The following is a 20,283-nucleotide window of genomic DNA, read 5'->3' as shown; positions in this document are numbered from 1 at the left end:
TCCTGGCGAGATAAAAAAGTGCTGTCGGGATTACAGAAACCTTTTATATTTTGTGGTTGAATGATTTCAGCGTTTATAAACAAGGAGAAACGGTTATGTATCAAACAATCATTATGCCGGTTGATGTTTTCGAAATGGAACTGAGTGATAAGGCTGTACGTCACGCGGAATTTCTCGCGCAGCAGGACGGAGTTATTCATCTTCTGCATGTTTTACCGGGCTCTGCCAGCCTGAGCCTGCATCGTTTCGCTGCTGATGTGCGTCGTTTTGAAGAGCATTTACAGCATGAAGCCGAGACGCGCCTGCAAACCATGGTCGGGCACTTCAGCATCGATCCTTCCCGCATAAAAACCCACGTCCGGTTCGGTAGCGTGCGTGACGCCGTTAATGAACTGGCCGCGGAGCTGAACGCAGACGTGGTGGTGATTGGTTCGCGCAACCCGTCTATTACCACGCACCTGCTGGGGTCGAACGCCTCCAGCGTGATCCGCCACACCCACATTCCGGTGATGGTCGTCAGATAAAAAAAGAGGCCACCTTTTGGTGGCCTCTTGTATTGCAGGTGTCGTCTTGCTTTCTTTTATTATGCAGTTTTGGTGCGGATCAGGTAATCAAACGAGCTCAGCGAGGCTTTCGCACCTTCACCGGTAGCGATGATGATCTGCTTGTACGGCACGGTGGTGCAGTCGCCCGCCGCAAATACGCCCTTCACGCTGGTTTCGCATTTCGCATCGATGATGATCTCGCCCATGCGGTTGCGCTCAATTGCGCCTTCCAGCCAGGTGGTGTTTGGCAGCAGACCAATCTGAACAAAGATCCCTGCCAGCGCTACGCTGTGGATATCGCCACTCACGCGGTCACGGTATTCCAGACCGGTCACTTTGCTGCCGTCGCCTTTCACTTCTGTCGTCTGGGCATTGAGCACAATGTCGACGTTATTCAGGCTACGTACTTTATCCTGTAACACCTGGTCCGCTTTCATCTCAGGGGCGAACTCCAGCAGGGTAACGTGTTCAACAATCCCCGCCAGGTCGATAGCCGCTTCCACGCCGGAGTTACCGCCGCCGATCACCGCTACGCGTTTACCTTTGAACAGCGGGCCGTCACAGTGCGGGCAATAGGTCACGCCTTTGGTGCGATACTGATCTTCGCCCGGCACGTTCATGTTGCGCCATTTCGCGCCAGTGGCAATGATCACGCTGCGCGCCTTCAGCACCGCGCCGGACGCCGTTTCAATCTGGTGCAAACCACCCTCGACCGCGGCCGGAACCAGTTTGCTGGCGCTCTGGCTGTCAATGACATCCACGTCGTAGTCGCTGACGTGCGCTTTCAACGCCCCGGCCAGCTTCTGGCCTTCGGTTTTCGGCACGGAAATGTAGTTTTCAATGTCTACGGTATCCAGAACCTGACCACCGAAACGCTCGCCCATCAGACCGGTACGGATCCCTTTACGTGCGGAGTAAACCGCTGCCGCCGCGCCCGCCGGGCCGGAGCCAACAATCAGCACGTCGTACGCATCACGTTGGTTCAACTCTTCCGCCGCACGTTTTTCTGCGCCGGTATCCACTTTGGCGACGATTTCGGTCAGCGTCATACGCCCCTGGCCGAACTCCTGACCATTCAGGTAAACCGCCGGAACGCCCATCACGTTGCGCTCGGTGATTTCGTTCTGGAACGTACCGCCGTCAATCGCCGTGTGCTTAATGCGTGGGTTGAGCACTGACATCAGGTTCAGCGCCTGCACCACGTCCGGGCAGTTGTGGCAGGAGAGCGAGTAATAGGTTTCAAACTCAAAATCACCGTCGATATCGCGGATCTGCTCCAGCAGCGCCTGCGTTTCTTTTGACGGATGACCACCGGTCCACAGCAGCGCCAGCACCAGGGACGTAAATTCGTGCCCCAACGGAGAACCCGCGAAACGCGGCCCCTGGTCAGACCCTGGGTTGGCGATCAGGAAAGAAGGCTTACGGACTGCCAGCGTGTTGTCTTCTTTGAAGGTCACTTTCGGCGACAGCTCAGCAATCTCTGTCAGCAGCGCTTTGATTTCTGCCGATTTCGCGCTGTCGTCCAGCGTGGCAATCAGCTCAACAGGTTTGGTCAGTTTCTCAAGGTAGGCCTTGAGCTGGGTTTTCATGTTAGTGTCGAGCATTATTCTTCCCTCTCTTAAAACGTCATCATGCAAGCCGCCTTATACGGGCTGCCTGAATGCAACTTGCATCATGGTGCTGGAATGAAATGGGCGCGGGTGCGCCCATGACTGAAACAATTTCCAGAGTATTTCGCGTCAGAGCAAGGCGGCTAGCCTGAGAATCCCCGGGAGCTTACTGAAGTAAGTGACCGGGGTGAGCAGGCGACGCCAACGCAGCTATGGCGTGAAAGACGACGGAAATTTAGATCTTGCCGACCAGGTCCAGAGATGGCGCCAGCGTTGCTTCGCCTTCTTTCCATTTCGCCGGGCACACTTCGCCTGGGTGAGAAGCAACGTACTGAGCCGCCTTCACTTTGCGCAGCAGGTCAGATGCATCACGGCCGATACCTTCAGCGGTAACTTCGATAGCCTGGATAATGCCCTGCGGGTCAACAACGAAGGTCGCACGGTCAGCCAGGCCTTCATCTTCACGCATGTTGTCGAAGTTACGGGTCAGGGCGCCAGTCGGGTCGCCGATCATCGCGTATTTGATTTTCGCGATAGTTTCAGAGCTGCTGTGCCACGCTTTGTGGGTGAAGTGGGTATCGGTAGAAACAGAGTAAACGTCTACGCCCAGCTTTTGCAGTTCTTCGTAGTGGTCTGCAACGTCGCCCAGTTCGGTCGGGCAAACGAAGGTGAAGTCAGCCGGATAGAAGAAGAACACGCTCCAGCGGCCTTCGGTATCTTTCTCAGTAACTTCGATGAACTCACCGTTTTTGAACGCCTGGTTTTTGAAAGGTTTAATTTTGGTGTTAATCAAGGACATCTGTACTTCCTCCGTGTTTTCGTTGAGGTGTAAGGTAACCAACTTTGTTCATCGGGGCTAATGCGTATGCTTTATCAAATCAATCAGCCAAACCTTACAACAGCAACAAGACAGCAAGGTGAACCTTTTACAGGAAAGCCTGAAAGTAAAAAGGCCGCCTCAACGGGCGGCCCTGATACCTGAATTCCCCGCAGGTACATTCAGTGCCAGCCGAAGCTGGCGTTGCGTTGCGCTCTACATACCTTGTATCAAGGCCGTAACAGCGGTTTGATTACAGCACCCCTGCGCGCAATGAGCAATGCATAAGAGGGATAGTCCTGCCTATGGCTGTGATAGGCAGATTCGAACAGGTCATTGAAACATTATAAATTTAATTTCATTATGGGTTTCACGCTATATATAAACGCCATTTGTCATTCAAATAATTCAATCACACTTTAAAGATAAAATTATCTTAATAACTCTTGAAGATATGTTTCAATAATCCAAAGCCGTGATATATTAAGATCACTTAAATTTTAAATTAAGCGAGTTATTCACACGGATTGTAAAGGGTAACTACACTCTGTCGTACTCCATGGTGTGATAACGACAGCAAACTCAACTCACTCAGGACGAAACATGGCAAACCTCTACGACCTAAAAAAATTCGATCTCAATCTGTTAGTTATCTTCGAATGCATTTACCAACATCTCAGTATCAGTAGGGCTGCCGAGACGCTTTATATCACACCATCCGCCGTCAGCCAGTCGCTGCAACGCCTGCGCGGTCAGCTTGATGATCCCCTGTTTATCCGTTCAGGGAAGGGAATTACGCCCACCACGGTAGGTACCAACTTGCATCATCATCTGGAAAAAAATCTCAATCAGCTTGAGCAGACGATCAACATGATGCATCACTCGGACATCAAGAAAAAGTTCGTTATCTATTGCACTCAAATGGTGTCTCCTGGTTCGATGCTGGAACCGTTGAAGCTTTTAATATCTGAGGAGAATTATGAGATAGAACAAAGAGATATGCTTATTTCCTCCGAATCAGCGGAAGATTTGTTGGCCTATCGTAAAGCCGATCTCATCTTCTCTATCGCACCTATCCACAATCGCTCTGTGGTCTGCACCCACTTCACTACGGTGCCGATAGCCTTAATCTGTAGAGCAGACCACCCAAGGCTCGCTGACACAGCTACGGTGGACGCGCTATACCAGGAGAAATTCACTTTTTACCAGAGTGCTCATCCGGGTGTAAAAGAGTTCCAGAGTCGGGCCAATGACGCTTTTCCGGAAAGAAATATTGCTTTTCGCACCGACTCCCTTAGCTCTCTCATCTCTATGGTCAGTTCATCTGATTTGTTAGGCTATATCCCCGTGTCGATCTATGAAACATTTAAAGAATCTTTGAAATTAAAAAGGCTTGAGCCACCGTTTGCGCTGCCTGAATTAAAGATCTATATGCTCTACGGCCGTTCATCACTGAATAGCTCTGTTTTTTCAACATTCATTGAAAAAATGCATAAGCTCTGCGTTTCTCCGCCGTCTGCGTAAAATACATTTGCATGGTGAATATAATTAAAGCGAACCGAAAAAAATGACTCCGTGAAATTAAGGACAAATAATTCCATAATATCGTTTTGATTTTCCCCAGACATTTAACACGCAGGACGCGATTAATCATGTCGAACTATAAAATCCCTTTACAGGAAAATGTTTTAGACGCTTCTGCGGAACGCATACACTGGACGCTTAACAATTTCCCCAGGGTATGCGTTTCCTTTTCCGGTGGAAAAGATTCTACCGTGATGCTGCATCTTGTTGCCCAGAAAGCACGGCAATTAAAGCGAAAAATAGACGTCATCTTTCTGGACTGGGAAGCGCAATTCTCGTCGACCATTCAGCATGTTGACGCTATGAAAACGCTCTATCGGGATGTTATCCACCAGTTCTGGTGGGTAGCGCTTCCGCTCACGACCCAAAACGCCCTGTCACAGTTTCAACCTGAATGGCAGTGCTGGGAACCCGGAACAAACTGGGTTCGCCAGCCACCAGAAGATGCCATTACCGATTATCACTATTTCGATTTTTATCAGCAGGGAATGACGTTTGAAGCCTTCGTGCGCGAGTTTGCCGAATGGTATGCGCAAAGACGTCCTGCCGCAGTCATGGTGGGGATCCGCGCCGATGAATCTTACAACCGCTTTCTGGCTATCGCGTCGGCGCGTAAGCAGCGCTTTTCTGACGATAAACCCTGGACGACCGTCGCCCCGGGTGGGCACGCCTGGTATATCTACCCACTGTACGACTGGAAAACCGCCGACATCTGGACGTGGTTCGCGAAATCAAAATGTTGCTATAACCCGTTATACGACCTGATGTACAAGGCGGGGGTGCCGCCGCGTTATATGCGCATCTGCGAACCGTTTGGTCCGGAACAGCGTCAGGGCTTATGGCTCTATCATGTCATTGAACCCGAACGCTGGGCGGCTATGTGTGAACGCGCCTGCGGCGTGCGAAGTGGAGGTATTTATGCCGGGCACGATAACCATTTTTATGGCCACCGGAAGATCCTGAAACCTGACCATCTCGGCTGGCGCGAATACGCCATGCTGCTACTCGACAGCATGCCGCAAAATACGGCGGAACATTACCGAAATAAAATCGCAATTTATCTCCACTGGTATCAAAAGCGAGGCCTGGAGGATATTCCCGATACGCAGGAGGGTGACATTGGCGCAAAAGATATCCCTTCCTGGCGACGCATTTGCAAGGTTTTACTCAACAATGACTACTGGTGCCGGGCTCTCTCATTTAGTCCAAACAAACCTAAACACTATCAACGCTACAGCGAAAGAGTGAAAGCTAAACGCAAGGAATGGGGGATTTTATGCAGCAGCAAATAATCAGAGAAATGCAGACGTACCTGCAGGCCCTTTCTGAAGAAGAGAAAATCGGCGCTATTAATGCCTTTCGTCAGGCAATACACGAAATCAGCCCTTTTCATAATCAACCCGTCGACTGCGTATTGTGGATAAAACAGACTGACATCACCGCCAATGACTACAACCCAAATAATGTCGCTCCGGCGGAGAAGCGGTTGCTCAGCAAATCACTGGAGCTGGATGGATTCACACAACCTATCGTTGTGACGGAAAATGCGCCTGAGAGCTATGAAATTGTCGATGGATTCCATCGCCATGAGCTTGGCAGTCATCGGGCTATTCTGAAGCGTCAACTTAAAGGTTACCTCCCTGTTACCTGCCTGCGTAAAGCACGCCACGAAAAGTTCGATCGCATGGCTGCAACCATTCGTCACAACCGCGCGCGTGGACGCCACCAGATCAATGCCATGTCAGAAATCGTGCGAGAACTGGTGCTTATGGGCTGGAGTGAGCAGAAAATTGGCCTGGAGTTGGGTATGGACAGCGATGAAGTGCTGCGACTGAAGCAAATCAACGGTCTGCTGGAACTCTTCGCGGACCGTCGTTTTTCAGAAGCCTGGACGGTTAAATAGTCAGAGCGAATTTAAGCGCGCAGCCGCTGCCAGCAGCGTCGACTCCTGCTTCGCAAAGCAAAGACGAATCAGTTTATGCGGGAAGGGATCGGCGCAGAACACCGACAGCGGAATGGCCGCCACGCCCACCTCTTTCGTCAGCCACTGGCAAAAACTGACATCATCCAGATCGGAAATCGCACTGTAGTCCGCCAGCAGGAAGTAGGTGCCTTCGCATGGCAGGATCTCCAGCCGACTCTCGCTCAAGGCAGTCACAAACCGATCCCGCCGCGCACGGTAAAAAGCTGGCAGATCCCGGTAATGTTCAGGTTCAGCGCGCAGCATATCCGCCAGCGCCAGCTGGGCGGGTGTGTTTACGGCAAACGTCAAATACTGGTGCACTTTACGCAGCTCAGCGCTGATGGCGGCGGGCGCTACGCAGTACCCTACTTTCCAGCCGGTCATATGGTAGGTTTTCCCAAATGATGATACCGCGATTGCGCGCTCGCGAAGCTGCGGATGCGCCAGCACGCTGGCATGACCCTCTTCGGCAAAGCAGATGTGCTCATACACCTCGTCGCTCAGAACATAGATTTCACGTTCGGCGATGGCCTGCCACAGGGCGGCAAAATCGCTTTTCTGCCACACCGTCGCCGATGGGTTGTGTGGCGTATTCAGGATCACCAGCCGGGTTTTATCGCTCAGCAGCGCGGCAAACGCCTGCCAGTCCGGACGAAAATGCGGCGGCTGGAGCGCCACGCGTTTCACCACGCCACCGGCCAGTTCAATCGCCGGGGCGTAGCTATCGTAGCTTGGGTCAAAACAAATCACCTCATCGCCCGTACGCACCAGGGCGGTTATCGCCGCATACAGCGCTTCGGTCGCCCCTGCGGTTACCGTGATATCGCTGTTCGCGTCAGGCTTATGGCCGTATAACTCCGCCGTTTTATCCGCAATGGCTTCACGCAACGCCTGCACGCCGGTCATCGGCGCATACTGGTTGGCTCCCTGCCCAACGTGGTACGCCAGACGCTCCTGCAAATATTTCGGCCCGTCAAAATCCGGGAAACCTTGTGAGAGGTTAATGGCGTTGTGCTGCTGCGCCAGGGCGCTCATCTGCGTAAAAATCGTCGTGCCGAGATTCGGAAGTTTACTCTGCGGGATCAACGGGTTATTGCTCATTGTAGTGTGCCTGCCTGTAATACTTATGTTGCTGACACTATAACACGATGTTAGTCTTTGGCAATCAAGACGCTTAGACGTCTAAATGATATAAATATTCCTGACCGAGAGGGTAAAAGGAAATGACAGACAACCTGCAACTCACACACCTGGTCGAGGCCTGCCGCTGGATTGGCGCTAAAGGCTGGGCGCCCGCTACCGGCGGCAATATGTCCGTGCGTCAGGATGAACATCTGTGCTGGCTGAGCGAATCCGGAAAAGACAAAGGCAGCCTGACCACCGCCGATTTTCTACAGGTTGAAATCGCCACCAACCGTGCGCCTTCTGGCCGTAAACCGTCGGCAGAAACCGGGCTGCATACCCTCATATACCGCCTGTTCCCCGAGGCTAACGCCGTCCTGCACGTTCACACCGTCAATGCCACGGTGCTGTCGCGGCTGGTCAACGAGACCGAGCTGAAGATCTCCGGCTTCGAGATGCAAAAATCCCTTACCGGGCAGACCACGCATCGGGATACGGTGGCCATCCCGGTGTTTGATAATGACCAGGACATCGACGCCCTCGCCTCTCGCATCGCCCATTACGCGCAGGAACGCCCGCTTAATTATGGTTTTCTTCTGCGCGGTCATGGCTTAACCTGCTGGGGACGCGACGTGGCCGAAGCCCGCCGTCATCTGGAAGGTTTAGAATTCTTATTTGAATGCGAAATGCGTTTACGACAATGGGAGAGAGTATGATTCGCGCGATTGTGACGGATATTGAAGGGACCACCAGCGATATCCGTTTTGTCCATGATGTTTTGTTCCCCTACGCGCGTGAGCGGCTGGCGGCCTTTGTGACCGCGCAGCAGTACGCCGAGCCGGTCAAATCGATTCTGGACAACCTGCGCGATGAAATCAGCACTCCGCATGCCAGCGTCAGCGTTCTTATCAACGTGCTGTTTACCTTTATGGATGAAGACCGCAAATCGACGGCGCTCAAAGCCCTGCAAGGCATCATCTGGCAGGACGGTTACATCAACGGTGACTTTACCGGCCATCTCTACCCTGATGTACTGCCCGCGCTGGAAAAATGGAAGGCACAAGGGATTGATCTCTATGTTTATTCCTCTGGCTCCGTCGCCGCGCAGAAACTGTTATTTGGCTACAGCGACGAAGGTGATATTACTCATCTGTTCAGCGGCTATTTTGATACTCGCATCGGCGCCAAGCGTGAGGTGCAGTCTTATCAAAATATTGCGGCGCAAACGGGCATCGCCCCGTCGCAGATCCTGTTCCTGTCGGATATTCATCAGGAGCTGGACGCGGCTGAACAGGCGGGTTTTCGCACCCTGCAACTGATACGCGGTGAAGATGACGGCGCAAGCCATCACCATCAGATCCACCAGTTTGACGAGATTAACCCGGAGCAGATCCCTTCATGAGCGCATTGACCATTTATTCCGATAAAGACGCCAGTAAGCACCTGTGGCACAGCACCGACGCCGCCGAGATTGCCCAACAGCTCAACGCCAAAGGCGTGCGGTTTGAACGCTGGGCGGCAGACCGTGATTTAGGGCAGGATCCTGCGCCCGAAGCCGTGATCGAAGCGTATCAGCATGCAATCGACAAGCTGGTGGCAGAGAAAGGTTACCAGAGCTGGGATGTGATCAGCCTGCGCGCCGACAATCCGCAGAAAGAGGCGCTGCGTGCGAAGTTTCTCAACGAGCACACCCACGGCGAAGACGAAGTGCGCTTTTTCGTGGAAGGGGCGGGACTATTCTGCCTGCACATCGGCGATGAGGTGTATCAGGTGCTGTGCGAGAAAAACGACCTGATTTCCGTACCCGCAGGCACGCCGCACTGGTTTGACATGGGTTCAGAGCCGAACTTTACCGCCATTCGTATTTTCGACAATCCGGAAGGCTGGGTTGCCCAGTTTACGGGCGATGCAATCGCGGATGCGTATCCACGCCTGGCCTGATCTTTTCTCCCTACCCCGCAAAGTAATGCGAGCACCGTGCTATCCCCTCGCCCCTCTGGGGAGAGGGTTAGGGTTAGGGTGAGGGTGAGGGTGAGGGGAACATACGGCTCAGGGGGTCAGTTCCATACTCAGGCATTAATTAAATACTGGCGATAATCCTCTGCACATCTGCGCCAACCAGCCTCGCCAGATGCACAAACTCCACCACGTCCAACCTACGCTCACCGTTTTCCACTTTAGCAATAAACGATTGTGGTTTTCCCAGTGCCTCCGCAAGCTGCGCCTGAGTCATCCCCTTCTCTTTACGCGCTTTCTTCAACGCATTGATAACACGCTGGTATTCATCCGAGTAAACTGAAGCCATTGTTCCGATTCCATACAAATATCCTGAAATCGAATATCCTCCCGTTGCCTTCTTATCCCAAAATAGGATAATTGAGCACGTAACGAACACATGTAAGGAGGACACAATGCAGCATCAGAACTGGCACCCGGCCGATATTATCGCTGCACTAAAGAAACATGGAACAAGCCTGGCTGCGTTGTCCAGAAAGGCTGGCCTTTCCTCATCCACACTGGCAAATGCGCTTACCCGACCATGGCCCAAAGGTGAACTGCTTACCGCTCAGGCGCCAGACATTCCACCCGATGTGATATGGCCGGAAAGATACTTTGATGAAAAGGGAGAGCGAGTATTTCGTCAGATGAGGAATACCAAAAAGAGAAATCTGTCTTCAACATAATCAATGAATTCTCCCCCCTCGCCCCAGCCCTTTCCCTCAAGGGAGAGGGGGTCTTAGAGCACTACCGTTTTAGCCCTTTCACATACCCCACCAGCTGATCCAACACCACGCCCCACCCTTCGTGGAAGCCCATCTGTTCATGCTGCTCGCGGATTTCCTTCGTTGGGTGACGCGCAATCGCCGTGTAGCGGGTCTTGCCCTCCCCCACATCTTCCAGCAGCAGGATCGCTGTCATAAACGGCTTTTCAGCCGGCTTCCAGCCCTCAGTATAGCCATCGGTAAAGACCAGCTTGTTCCCCGGATCGATTTCAAGAAATACGCCCCGGTTATCCATCCGCTGCCCGTCCACCTCAAACACGGTATTGAACCGCCCACCCACGCGCAGATCGAGGTCGCATTCAGTCACCTTATGGGGAGCAGGAATGAAGAAGTTTTTGATGTGCTCCGGTGTGGTCCAGCAGAGCCACAGCAGGTCGCGCGGTGCGTCCACCACGCGTTCCAGTTTTAAGTCTGTTTCAGGATCGAGCGTCACGATAACGTCCTCTAAAGGGAACCCCTTACAAGGATAGTCCCACTCAGGCGAATTTCCCTTTCGCTACCTCTTCAGGGGTGACCACGCCCGTATCCAGCACCCAGCCGCTAATCAGCGAGGCGGGGGTAACGTCAAACGCCGGGTTATAGACCTGCGCCTCTTGCGGCGCCCACTGCACCGCGCCAAAGCTTCCCGCCACGCCCGTCACTTCGCTGGCCGCGCGCTGCTCAATCGGGATCGCGTCACCGTTCGGGCAGTCCCGGTCGAGGGTCGTTTGCGGGGCGGCGACGTAGAACGGAATACCGTGGAACTTCGCCAGCACCGCCAGGGAATAGGTGCCGATTTTGTTCGCCACGTCGCCGTTGGCGGCAATGCGGTCTGCCCCCACCCACACGGCATCCACCTGCCCTTTTGCCATCAGGCTGGCGGCCATGGAGTCAGTAATCAGCTGATAAGGCACGCCCAGCTCGCCCAGCTCCCATGCGGTCAGCCTGCCGCCCTGCAACAGCGGACGGGTTTCATCCACCCAGACGTTGCTGACGTTGCCTTCCTGATGCGCGCGGGCAATCACACCCAGCGCCGTACCGACGCCCGCCGTTGCCAGCCCGCCGGTATTGCAGTGGGTCAGCAGGCGGCTGCCGGGCTTCACCAGCGCGCTACCCGCTTTCGCAATCGCGTCGCAAAGCCGTTTGTCTTCATTAATCAGGCGCAGCGCTTCAGCCACCAGCGCCGGAACGAACGCTTCCTGCCACAGCGCAATCTTCATGCGGTCGAGATTGTTCATCAGGTTCACCGCCGTCGGGCGGGAGGCACGCAGGGTCTCCAGCGCCGCCGCCAGCTCGTCGCGGCTTTTACCGCTTTCCGCTAACAGCGCCAGCAGCAGGCTTGCAGAGAGACCAATTAACGGCGCGCCACGCACGCGCAGAGCGTGGATATGCCCAACCAGCGCCTCCACCGTCGAGGCATCCAGCCAGCGTTTCTCCTGCGGAAGCGCCTGCTGGTCGAGAATATAGAGCTGATTATTCGCCACCCGCAGGCTGGTCGTCTGTAATGTCTGCATGTCGTTAATTCCCTGTTGCGTTGTTGTAGCACATTGTGTCAGGATGAAATCCAGATGTATAGACGTCTACATGTCTTAATTAGCAAAACTGAGGAGCAGGCCATGTCGCAATACCGTACCTTTACCGCTCAGGACGCCGTGGAGTATGCCAGGCAGTTTGGCGGACTTGACGATCCGTCATCGCTGGTGGAGGCGCAGGAAATCGGCGACGGTAACCTCAACCTGGTCTTTAAAGTTTTCGACCGCGCGGGCGTGAGCCGCATCGTCGTTAAGCAGGCGCTGCCCTATGTGCGCTGCGTCGGCGAGTCCTGGCCGCTGACGCTGGATCGCGCTCGCCTGGAGGCGCAAACCCTGGTCGAGCATTACAAGCACAGCCCTGAGCACACGGTGAAAATCCACCACTTTGACCCGAAACTGGCGGTGATGGTGATGGAAGATCTCTCCAGCCATCGCATCTGGCGCGGCGAGCTGATTAACAACATTTACTACCCGCAGGCGGCGCGGCAGCTGGGTGAATATCTGGCTCACACCCTGTTCCACACCAGCGATTTTTATCTGCATCCGCACGAGAAAAAAGCGCAGGTGGCAAAATTCATCAACCCGGAGATGTGCGAGATCACCGAAGATCTGTTCTTCAACGATCCGTACCAGATCCACGCGCGCAATAGCTACCCGGCCGATCTGGAGAACGATGTTGCCGCCCTGCGCGACGACGCCCAGCTTAAAATCGCTGTGGCCTCCCTGAAGCACCGCTTCTTTTCGCATGCCGAAGCCCTGCTGCACGGGGACATTCACAGCGGCTCAATTTTTGTGGCCGACGGCAGCCTGAAAGCCATCGACGCCGAGTTCGGCTACTTTGGCCCGATTGGCTTTGACGTTGGCACTGCCATCGGCAACCTGCTGCTGAACTTCTGCGGCCTGCCGGGGCATCTGGGCATTCGCGATGCCGCCGCCGCGCGCGAGCAGCGCCTGACCGATATTCAGGAACTGTGGAACACCTTCGCGGAGCGCTTCCAGGCGCTGGCGAATGAGAAAACGCGCGACGCCGCGCTGAGCGCGCCGGGCTATGCCTCTGCGTTCCTGAAAAAGGTCTGGCATGACGCCATCGGATTCTGCGGCACCGAGCTGATTCGCCGCAGCGTCGGGCTTTCCCATGTGGCGGATATCGACACCATTCAGGATGAAGCGATGCGTCACGAATGCCTGCGCCACGCGATATCCCTCGGCAAGGCGCTGATTGTGATTGCCGACCGCATCGACAGCGCGGAAGAGCTGGTCGCGCGGGTGCGGCAGTACAGTTGAGAACGTTTGCCCGGCGGCGCTGCGCTTACCGGGCCTACGGGTGCAAAATGTAGGCCGGGTAAGGCGAAGCCGCCACCCGGCAAAAACTCACCCCAGATACTCAATCACTGACATCCCACCGTTATAATCCGTGCTGTAAATAATCCCCTGCGCATCCACAAACACGTCGCACGACTGGATCACCTGCGGGCGATTGGGCCGCGTATCCATCATCTTTTCCGGCGCCGCGGGCACCAGCGCCCCCGTTTCTACCGGGCGATACGGATTGGAAATGTCATACGCGCGCACGCCCGCGTTCTGGTACGTCGCGAAGATCAGCGTTGAGCTGACAAAGCTCCCCGGCCGGTTCTCGTGCAGGTTGTGCGGGCCGAAATGCGCCCCTTTCGCCACGTAGTCGGTTTCATCCGGCTGCGGGAAGGTAGAAATGCTCACCGGGTTCGACGGCTCGCGGATATCAAACAGCCAGATCAGCTTCTCGCCGTCCTGCTGGTTATCCAGCACCGCCTCGTCCAGCACCACCAGCAGGTCGCGATCCGGCAGCGGAAGCGCGGTGTGCGTCCCGCCGCCAAACGGCGGGCTCCAGTTACGGTGGCTAATGAGCTTAGGCCGGGTGCGGTCCTTCACGTCCAGCAGCGTCAGGCCACCGTCGCGCCAGCTGCCGTACGCGGTATCGCCTGCAATAATCGCATGGTGCAGAGCGTAGCGTTTGCCTTCCGGCCAGTTCGGCTGTTCGCCTTCGGCCTGATTCATCCCCGGCAGCCACCAGCGTCCCGCCACTTCAGGCTTGCGCGGGTCCGCCAGATCGATGGTCAGAAAGATGTAGTCGGTAAAGCCGTCTATCAGCGCTGAGACATACGCCCAGCGGCCACCGACGTACCAGATGCGGTGAATGCCGATGCCGCTCAGCGATAAAAAGCCTATCTCGCGTGGCCTGTCCGGTGTGGAGATATCAAAGACGCGAAGCCCGGCGCTCCAGCCTTTATCCTGCACGTCACTGACGGTCTCCCCCACCTGGCGGGTGTAGTAAACCTTCTCATCGGCAAAACGCGCATCGGCAAACAGATCCCGGGCGTTGATCACCAGCAGCAGATCGTCATGCGCCTGGAGATGCACATTCCAGGTACCCGGCGGCGCAGGCACGTATCCTGCGGCTTTTGGTTTTTTCGGGTCGCGCACGTCCACTATCGAAAAGCCCTGCGACACCATATGGCCGATATAGGCGAAACCGCGGTGCACCATCAGCTGCACGCCGTCCGGGCGACCGCCCTGATCGCTATGGCCAATCAGCCGCATATTGCGGCTGTATTCGGGTTGAGGTAATGCAGACATGTATAAGTCCTTTCGCCGGATGGCGGCTGCGCCTTATCCGGCCTACAACACCGTAGGCCCGGTAAGCAAAGCGCCACCGGGCATTATTTTGACCTGGCTTCCAGCGTCGCAAACCACGGCGCAACAAAATCTTCCGTCTGGCCCCAGCCCGGAATGATTTTCCCCAGAGACGCCACGTTCACCGCGCCCGGCTGGGCGGTCAGCAGCGCCTGCGGAATGGCCGCCGCCTTGAAATCGTAAGTGGCAGGCGTCGCTTCTCCGGCAATCTTATTGGCAATCAGGCGTACGTTGGTCGCGCCAATCAGCTTCGGATCCACCGCCACGCTCACTGCCCAAGGGCTACCCGGCTCGCGCATCAGCTGTAAATCCTGGTTGGAGATGTCGATGCTGTAGAGTTTGATCTCGGTTCGGCCGTTCTCTTTCAGCGCCTTATAGGCGCCCTGGCTGAAGGCATCCCAGGTACCCCAGATGGCATCGATTTTACCTTTCGGGTATTTCGCGAGGATCGCGCCCACCTTGTTGGCAGTGTCGCCCTGCACGTCAGAGGAGACCGCGCCGATGGACTCCAGCTCTTTAATCTCCGGGTACTGCTTTTGCAGTTCTTTGTAGGCCGCCTGACGGCGCTCCATCGGCGGGAAGCCCGCGACCCATAGCTTGACGATATTGGCCTTGCCGTTGAAATCTTTCGCCAGCTGGCCGAAAGAGAGGTTGGTCAGGGAGGCATCGTCCTGCTGGGTAACGGTTACGCCCGGGATCTCGCCGTTCACAGCGGTATCAAACACCGAAACTTTGATCCCGGCATCCACCGCCTTCTTCACCAGCGCGGTGGAGTACGGATCGCGCCCCTGAGAGAGAATAATCCCGTCGTATTTCTGGCTGATGGCCTGGTTAACGAAATCCTGGAATTTGGCGTCGTCCCCGTTACTTAAAAAGGTGCTGACCTTAAAGCCGAGCTTTTTCCCTTCCTGAATCGCCCCGGCAACAAACTGCGTGGTGTTGTCGTCCGAGCCCAGGTTGCGGATCACCGCAATGCGAATGGGACCGTCATGGCTGGCAATGGCGGTCGGAACCGGCGCGGGGGTAGCTGCCAGGCCCGGCAGAGAAGTGAGTAACCCAATAGCTACCAAAGAGAGCGCAATCTTTTTCATTTTTTATCCCGTTGTGTTGTCAGCGTTTTTGTATGTAGGTAATCGCCAGCGCTACCGCGAGCACCAGCCCTTTTATAATGTCCATGGCGTAATACGGCACGGAGAGCATCACCAGCCCGTTCGACAGCACGCCGAGGATCACCGCCCCCACCAGCGTACCCAGCGCGTTCGGCTTGCCGGATCCGGCCAGCGAGAAGCCGATCCACGCCGCCGCCACCGCGTCCATCAGGTAGCCGCCGCCCGCATTCACCTGCGATGAACCAATACGCGAGGCCAGCAGAATGCCGCCCAGCCCCGCCAGCAGAGAGGCAATCACGTAGGCTGCCACTTTGTAGCGGGTGGTGCGAATGCCGGAGAGGCGCGCGGCTTCGGGGTTGCCGCCAATGGCGTACATCCGGCGTCCATGGGTGGTCAGCGACAGGCCCAGCTGTGCCAGAATCGTCACCACCAGCATGACGATCACAATGGTCGGCACCTGCCCCAGCAGGCCAAACGCCGCCGGAATGGTCCCTTCCGCCATGTCGCCGCTCGGCAGTACCATGTTCTCGGTAATCGACCCGCCGTAGCTGTAGGTCATCGCCACACCCTGAATGACAAACAGGCTGGCAAGGGTCGCGAGCATGTCCGGAATGCGCAGGATGACGATCAGAAAGGCGTTAAACAGGCCGACCAGCGTACAGAGCGCGAGGGTCAGCAGAATCGACTCGGTGGTGCCAAAGCCGTGCCAGACGAAAAGCGAAATCACCAGCGCGTTCGCCAGCGACGCGGTAGATCCCACGGAGAGATCGAACCCGCCGACGGTCAGCGAAATAGAGACGCCAACGGCAATCACCGTCACGATGGCAATCGAGCGCAGAATGTTGATGATGTTGTTCGGGTCGAGGAAGCTGTCCGACGCCAGGCCAAACACCGCCACCAGCGCGACGACGGTCAGCAGCATGCCCCACTTATAAAGAAAATCGAAAATCTGCTGACGGCCAGACGCCGCCGTGGTCACTGAAAGGGCCTTGCTCACGACGCCGTTCCTCCGGTTGAATAATAAAGTAGTGTTTCTTCCCGGGCCTCTGCCCCGGCGATTTCCGCCACGATGCGCCCGTCCCACAGCACGCAGATGCGGTCGCACAGACCGACCAGCTCGGCAAATTCACCCGAGGCGTAAATCACCCCTTTGCCCTCGCGCGCCAGGCCGTCGATCAGCTGAAACAGATCGGTTTTGGCCTTCACGTCCACGCCTTTGGTCGGCTCGTCGAATATCAGCACGCTGGCGTCATTGCGCAGCCATTTCCCGATGGCGACCTTCTGCTGGTTACCGCCGGAAAGCCGACGCAGCACCTGCCCCGGCCCGCGCGTGCGCACGCCGACGCGGGCAATCACCTCTTCCGCCCAGCGCCACGCCTGACGATGACCAAACAGGCTCCAGCGCGAGAAGCTGTTATCGGCACACACGGCAAGGTTCATGCTCACCGGCTCGTCGATAAAAATGCCCTCTTTGCGCCGCTCCTCCGGCACCAGCGCCAGACCGCGTAGCACCGAGTCTGCCGGATCGCGCGGTTTCCAGGCCTGATGGTTCAGCTCGCCACGCGCCACGCGGCTTTTGCTGGCGCCAAACAGCGCCTTGCAGAGTTCCGTTTTCCCCGCCCCCGCCAGCCCGGCAATGCCGAGGATTTCACCTTTGCGCAGATGCAGGGAGATATCTTTCAGCAGCGCGTCGTCGTGCAGGCCTTCCACCCGCAGCAGCATCTCTTCACCGTGCGGCGGTCGCGGGGGCGGATAGATATCGCTCAGCTCGTGGCCGAGCATCTTCTCGACGATCTCCTCTCCGCTCAGATCCGCCATCGGGCCGGACTCAATCAGCCTGCCGTCGCGCAGCACCGTCAGGGTGTCGCAGATGGCCTTCAGCTCGTGAATGCGGTGAGAAATAAACACCACGCCAATGCCCTGCTGTTGCAGACGTCTTACTACCGCAAACAGACGCTCGCTTTCGTGCGCGTCCAGCGGCGCGGTGGGCTCATCGAGAATGAGAAAACGGCAGTGGTGCGAGAGCGCCCGCGCCAGCAAAATCTGCTGCTTTTCAGCCAGCGTGCAGCTGTCGATGGAACGGCGAACGTCCAGCGAAACATCCAGCTGCGCCAGCGCCTGCCGCGCCTGCTGACGAATCGCGCGCCAGCTGTAGCGGTGTCCCGGCTGCGCCAGCTGGTCGAGCATAATGTTCTCCGCAATGCTCAGCCCGGGGATCAGCGCCACGTCCACCTCCTGCTGCACAAGGTGGATACCCAGCCGTTTGGCGTCCAGCGGCTCGCGGATGCTTACCGGCTGGTTGTTAATGCAGATTTCGCCTTCATAACGATCGTGCGTGCCGCACAGCACCGCCATCAACGTCGATTTTCCCGCGCCGTTGGCGCCGGTCAGCGCATGCACCGACCCGCCATTCAGGGTGAAATCCACGCGCGACAGGGCCTGAAAGCCGGAAAAGGCCAGGCTGATACCGCGCATCTCAAGGCGACTGGAAACCATCCGCGTAAATCCTTCATTACTCTTCTGATTTAGCGAATTTTTCACAGCTCCGGTTGACTGACAACGACGGAAAAGGCATAAGATAAAGCGAAATATTATTAGCCATCCGGATGTCCAGACATAACATCGGGTTAGCGCTTGCTAAAAAAGGACAACTTCATGAGCAACACCGATATCCGCGTCGTGCCCGGCCCGGCGAACTACTTCTCTCATCCGGGAAGCCTTGCGCACCTGGATGATTTCTTTACTCCGGAACAGCTTTCCCGCGCGGTGTGGATCTACGGCGAGCGGGCTATCGAGGGCGCACGCCCTTATCTGCCGCAGAGTTTTAACGCAACGGGGGCAAAACATCTGCTGTTTAAGGGCCATTGCAGCGAGCGTGACGTCACTCATCTGGTGAACGCGTCGGGTGGTGAAGCCAGCGTGGTGATTGGCGTGGGCGGCGGTGCGGTAATGGATACCGTCAAGGCCGTGGCGCGTCGTCTGGGCGTGCCGTTCGTGGGCATTCCCACCATCGCCGCCACCTGCGCGGCGTGGACCCCGCTCTCCGTGTGGTACAACGATGCCGGGCAGGCGCTACAGTTTGAGATTTTTGACGACGCCAACTATCTGGTGCTGGTGGAGCCGCAAATCATCCTTAACGCCCCGGCGGAATACCTGTTGGCAGGCATCGGCGATACGCTGGCGAAGTGGTACGAAGCGGCGGTACTCGCCCCTGAACCGGAAAACCTGCCGCTGACCGTGCGTCTTGGCCTGAACGGTGCGCTGGCGATCCGCGACGTGCTGCTGGAGCGCAGCGAAGAGGCGCTGGCCGACCAGCAGCGCGGCGACCAGACGCAGGCGTTTCGGGACGTGGTGGACGCCGTTATCGCCGGTGGCGGTATGGTCGGCGGTCTGGGCGAACGCTATACCCGCGTGGCGGCGGCACATGCGGTGCACAACGGCTTAACCGTGCTGCCGCAGACGGAAAAATACCTCCACGGCACGAAGGTGGCCTACGGCATTCTGGTGCAGAGCGCCCTGCTCGGTCAGGAGGACGTGCTGACGCAGCTGGTGGCGGCATACCAGCGTTTTAACCTGCCGACCACGCTTCGCGCGCTGGAGGTCGATATCCATAACCGCGACGAGCTGGACAAGGTCATTGCCCACACCCTGCGCCCGGTGGAGTCTATTCACTTTTTACCGATTACGTTAAGCCCTGACGTTCTGCGCGCCGCGTTTGAGAAGGTGGAATCCTTCAGCCGTTAATCGCGCCGACGGGCTATACCTAATGATGATTCTCTCCACTCTTACAACGAGGTCATCATGCAGATCGATTTAACAGGTAAAAAGGCGCTGGTCACCGGCGCCAGTCGTGGGCTGGGTCGGGCGATTGCGCTGTCGCTGGCACGCGCCGGTGCCGATGTGGTTATCACCTACGAAAAATCCGTCGATAAAGCCCAGCAGGTCGTCGATGAAATCAACGCGCTGGGGCGACACGGCGAGGCGATTCAGGCCGACAGCGCCAGCGCGCAGGCGATTCAGGATGCGGTCACGCAGGCGGCGCGCTCCCTCGGCGGGCTGGATATTCTGGTCAATAACGCCGGGATTGCACGCGGCGGCCCGCTGGAGTCCATGACCCTGGCGGACATCGACGCTCTGATCAACGTCAATATCCGCGGCGTGGTGATCGCCATTCAGGAAGCGCTGGTGCATATGTCTGACGGCGGACGCATCATCAACATCGGCAGCTGTCTGGCGAACCGCGTGGCACAGCCGGGGATTGCCGTCTACTCAATGACCAAATCTGCACTGAACTCCCTCACCCGAGGTCTGGCCCGCGATCTTGGCCCGCGAGGCATTACCGTTAACCTGGTGCACCCCGGCCCGACCAACAGCGATATGAACCCGGAGGACGGTGAACAGGCTGACTCACAGCGTCAGCTTATTGCCCTGGGCCATTACGGCCAGCCGGAAGACGTCGCGGCGGCGGTCACCTTCCTTGCCAGCCCGGCAGCCGGGCAGATCTCAGGCACCGGTCTGGACGTGGATGGCGGTTTGAACGCCTGATCGCAATTTTCCTGCAAGCCTCTG

The 20,283-nt window shown here is 56.5% G+C and carries 21 protein-coding genes; 11 read left to right on the top strand and 10 right to left on the bottom strand.

Going from position 1 to position 20,283, the window contains the following annotated elements; translation table 11 throughout:
- The first annotated feature begins 95 nt into the window (after positions 1-95).
- Positions 96-524 carry a universal stress protein UspG gene (gene uspG, locus IPZ49_RS06895; RefSeq protein ID WP_022647413.1) on the top strand — a complete coding sequence of 143 codons (429 nt, stop codon included), beginning with the start codon at positions 96-98 and terminating at the stop codon, positions 522-524.
- Positions 525-583: 59 nt separating this feature from the next.
- Here the strand turns inward: uspG and ahpF are convergent, their stop codons facing one another.
- Both ahpF and ahpC read right to left on the bottom strand, forming a co-directional pair.
- Entirely contained in the window at positions 584-2,149 is a 1,566-nt protein-coding gene (gene ahpF / locus IPZ49_RS06890) for an alkyl hydroperoxide reductase subunit F (protein WP_063146996.1), read from the bottom strand.
- Positions 2,150-2,390: 241 nt separating this feature from the next.
- The gene (gene ahpC, locus IPZ49_RS06885) at positions 2,391-2,954 is read right to left on the bottom strand and encodes an alkyl hydroperoxide reductase subunit C (protein WP_014882974.1); all 564 of its coding nucleotides are present in this window, start codon (positions 2,952-2,954) and stop codon (positions 2,391-2,393) included.
- Between the two features lie 621 nt (positions 2,955-3,575).
- On the opposite strand from ahpC, the gene IPZ49_RS06880 reads away from it, so the two are divergent.
- From IPZ49_RS06880 to IPZ49_RS06870, 3 genes are all read left to right on the top strand, one after another.
- Positions 3,576-4,496, top strand: coding sequence for a LysR family transcriptional regulator (locus tag IPZ49_RS06880; protein WP_022647411.1), 921 nt, complete (start codon positions 3,576-3,578; stop codon positions 4,494-4,496).
- Between the two features lie 128 nt (positions 4,497-4,624).
- Entirely contained in the window at positions 4,625-5,848 is a 1,224-nt protein-coding gene (locus IPZ49_RS06875) for a phosphoadenosine phosphosulfate reductase (protein ID WP_063146997.1), read from the top strand.
- Positions 5,833-6,459, top strand: coding sequence for a ParB/RepB/Spo0J family partition protein (locus IPZ49_RS06870; RefSeq protein WP_074143151.1), 627 nt, complete (start codon positions 5,833-5,835; stop codon positions 6,457-6,459). Before IPZ49_RS06875 ends, IPZ49_RS06870 begins: the two co-directional genes overlap by 16 nt.
- On the opposite strand, the gene IPZ49_RS06865 is transcribed toward IPZ49_RS06870, so the two are convergent.
- A complete protein-coding gene (locus IPZ49_RS06865) occupies positions 6,460-7,620 on the bottom strand; it encodes a pyridoxal phosphate-dependent aminotransferase (protein ID WP_063146999.1) in 1,161 nt (386 codons plus the stop codon).
- Between the two features lie 122 nt (positions 7,621-7,742).
- On the opposite strand from IPZ49_RS06865, the gene IPZ49_RS06860 reads away from it, so the two are divergent.
- From IPZ49_RS06860 to IPZ49_RS06850, 3 genes are read left to right on the top strand one after another with little or no spacing between them, the layout of a single operon-like run.
- Positions 7,743-8,357: a methylthioribulose 1-phosphate dehydratase gene (locus tag IPZ49_RS06860; RefSeq protein WP_022647407.1), complete on the top strand. Its 615-nt coding sequence runs from the start codon at positions 7,743-7,745 to the stop codon at positions 8,355-8,357.
- A complete protein-coding gene (gene mtnC, locus IPZ49_RS06855; protein WP_063147000.1) occupies positions 8,354-9,043 on the top strand; it encodes an acireductone synthase in 690 nt (229 codons plus the stop codon). The genes IPZ49_RS06860 and mtnC overlap by 4 nt, the downstream gene beginning before the upstream one ends.
- Complete coding sequence (locus IPZ49_RS06850; protein ID WP_022647405.1) at positions 9,040-9,582, top strand: acireductone dioxygenase; 543 nt, start codon at positions 9,040-9,042, stop codon at positions 9,580-9,582. Before mtnC ends, IPZ49_RS06850 begins: the two co-directional genes overlap by 4 nt.
- 139 nt (positions 9,583-9,721) lie before the next feature.
- Here IPZ49_RS06850 and IPZ49_RS06845 read toward each other — a convergent pair whose 3' ends face one another.
- Positions 9,722-9,946: a helix-turn-helix transcriptional regulator gene (locus IPZ49_RS06845; RefSeq protein WP_023299573.1), complete on the bottom strand. Its 225-nt coding sequence runs from the start codon at positions 9,944-9,946 to the stop codon at positions 9,722-9,724.
- A gap of 106 nt (positions 9,947-10,052) precedes the next feature.
- Here IPZ49_RS06845 and IPZ49_RS06840 point away from each other — a divergent pair, with 106 nt between their 5' ends.
- The gene (locus tag IPZ49_RS06840; RefSeq protein WP_046618920.1) at positions 10,053-10,325 is read left to right on the top strand and encodes a helix-turn-helix transcriptional regulator; all 273 of its coding nucleotides are present in this window, start codon (positions 10,053-10,055) and stop codon (positions 10,323-10,325) included.
- 61 nt (positions 10,326-10,386) lie between these two features.
- On the opposite strand, the gene IPZ49_RS06835 is transcribed toward IPZ49_RS06840, so the two are convergent.
- The gene (locus IPZ49_RS06835; RefSeq protein ID WP_045622238.1) at positions 10,387-10,857 is read right to left on the bottom strand and encodes an SRPBCC family protein; all 471 of its coding nucleotides are present in this window, start codon (positions 10,855-10,857) and stop codon (positions 10,387-10,389) included.
- Between the two features lie 43 nt (positions 10,858-10,900).
- A complete protein-coding gene (gene mtnA / locus IPZ49_RS06830) occupies positions 10,901-11,917 on the bottom strand; it encodes an S-methyl-5-thioribose-1-phosphate isomerase (RefSeq protein WP_023299571.1) in 1,017 nt (338 codons plus the stop codon).
- A 102-nt stretch (positions 11,918-12,019) separates the two neighbouring features.
- On the opposite strand from mtnA, the gene mtnK reads away from it, so the two are divergent.
- A complete protein-coding gene (gene mtnK / locus IPZ49_RS06825) occupies positions 12,020-13,219 on the top strand; it encodes an S-methyl-5-thioribose kinase (protein ID WP_048966160.1) in 1,200 nt (399 codons plus the stop codon).
- Positions 13,220-13,306: 87 nt separating this feature from the next.
- Here the strand turns inward: mtnK and IPZ49_RS06820 are convergent, their stop codons facing one another.
- The 4 genes from IPZ49_RS06820 to IPZ49_RS06805 form a co-directional block, all read right to left on the bottom strand.
- Positions 13,307-14,548 carry an LVIVD repeat-containing protein gene (locus IPZ49_RS06820; protein WP_023299569.1) on the bottom strand — a complete coding sequence of 414 codons (1,242 nt, stop codon included), beginning with the start codon at positions 14,546-14,548 and terminating at the stop codon, positions 13,307-13,309.
- Between the two features lie 83 nt (positions 14,549-14,631).
- Positions 14,632-15,696: a sugar ABC transporter substrate-binding protein gene (locus IPZ49_RS06815; RefSeq protein ID WP_063147001.1), complete on the bottom strand. Its 1,065-nt coding sequence runs from the start codon at positions 15,694-15,696 to the stop codon at positions 14,632-14,634.
- Between the two features lie 19 nt (positions 15,697-15,715).
- Positions 15,716-16,711 (bottom strand): ABC transporter permease, encoded by a 996-nt coding sequence (locus IPZ49_RS06810; RefSeq protein WP_022647397.1) that lies wholly within the window; start codon positions 16,709-16,711, stop codon positions 15,716-15,718.
- On the bottom strand, positions 16,708-18,210 hold the full coding sequence (locus IPZ49_RS06805; RefSeq protein WP_046618927.1) for a sugar ABC transporter ATP-binding protein: 1,503 nt from the start codon (positions 18,208-18,210) through the stop codon (positions 16,708-16,710). Before IPZ49_RS06805 ends, IPZ49_RS06810 begins: the two co-directional genes overlap by 4 nt.
- Positions 18,211-18,369: 159 nt before the next feature.
- Between IPZ49_RS06805 and IPZ49_RS06800 the strand changes: the two genes are divergently transcribed.
- Both IPZ49_RS06800 and IPZ49_RS06795 read left to right on the top strand, forming a co-directional pair.
- Positions 18,370-19,458: an oxidoreductase gene (locus IPZ49_RS06800; RefSeq protein WP_063147002.1), complete on the top strand. Its 1,089-nt coding sequence runs from the start codon at positions 18,370-18,372 to the stop codon at positions 19,456-19,458.
- Positions 19,459-19,515: 57 nt separating this feature from the next.
- On the top strand, positions 19,516-20,259 hold the full coding sequence (locus IPZ49_RS06795) for an SDR family NAD(P)-dependent oxidoreductase (RefSeq protein ID WP_006809669.1): 744 nt from the start codon (positions 19,516-19,518) through the stop codon (positions 20,257-20,259).
- The last annotated feature ends 24 nt before the right edge of the window (positions 20,260-20,283 follow it).

Origin of the sequence: Enterobacter cloacae complex sp. S2 (genome assembly GCF_015159675.1) — a bacterium.
GTDB lineage: Bacteria > Pseudomonadota > Gammaproteobacteria > Enterobacterales > Enterobacteriaceae > Enterobacter > Enterobacter intestinihominis.
This window is presented reverse-complemented; position numbering and strand designations above follow the sequence as displayed.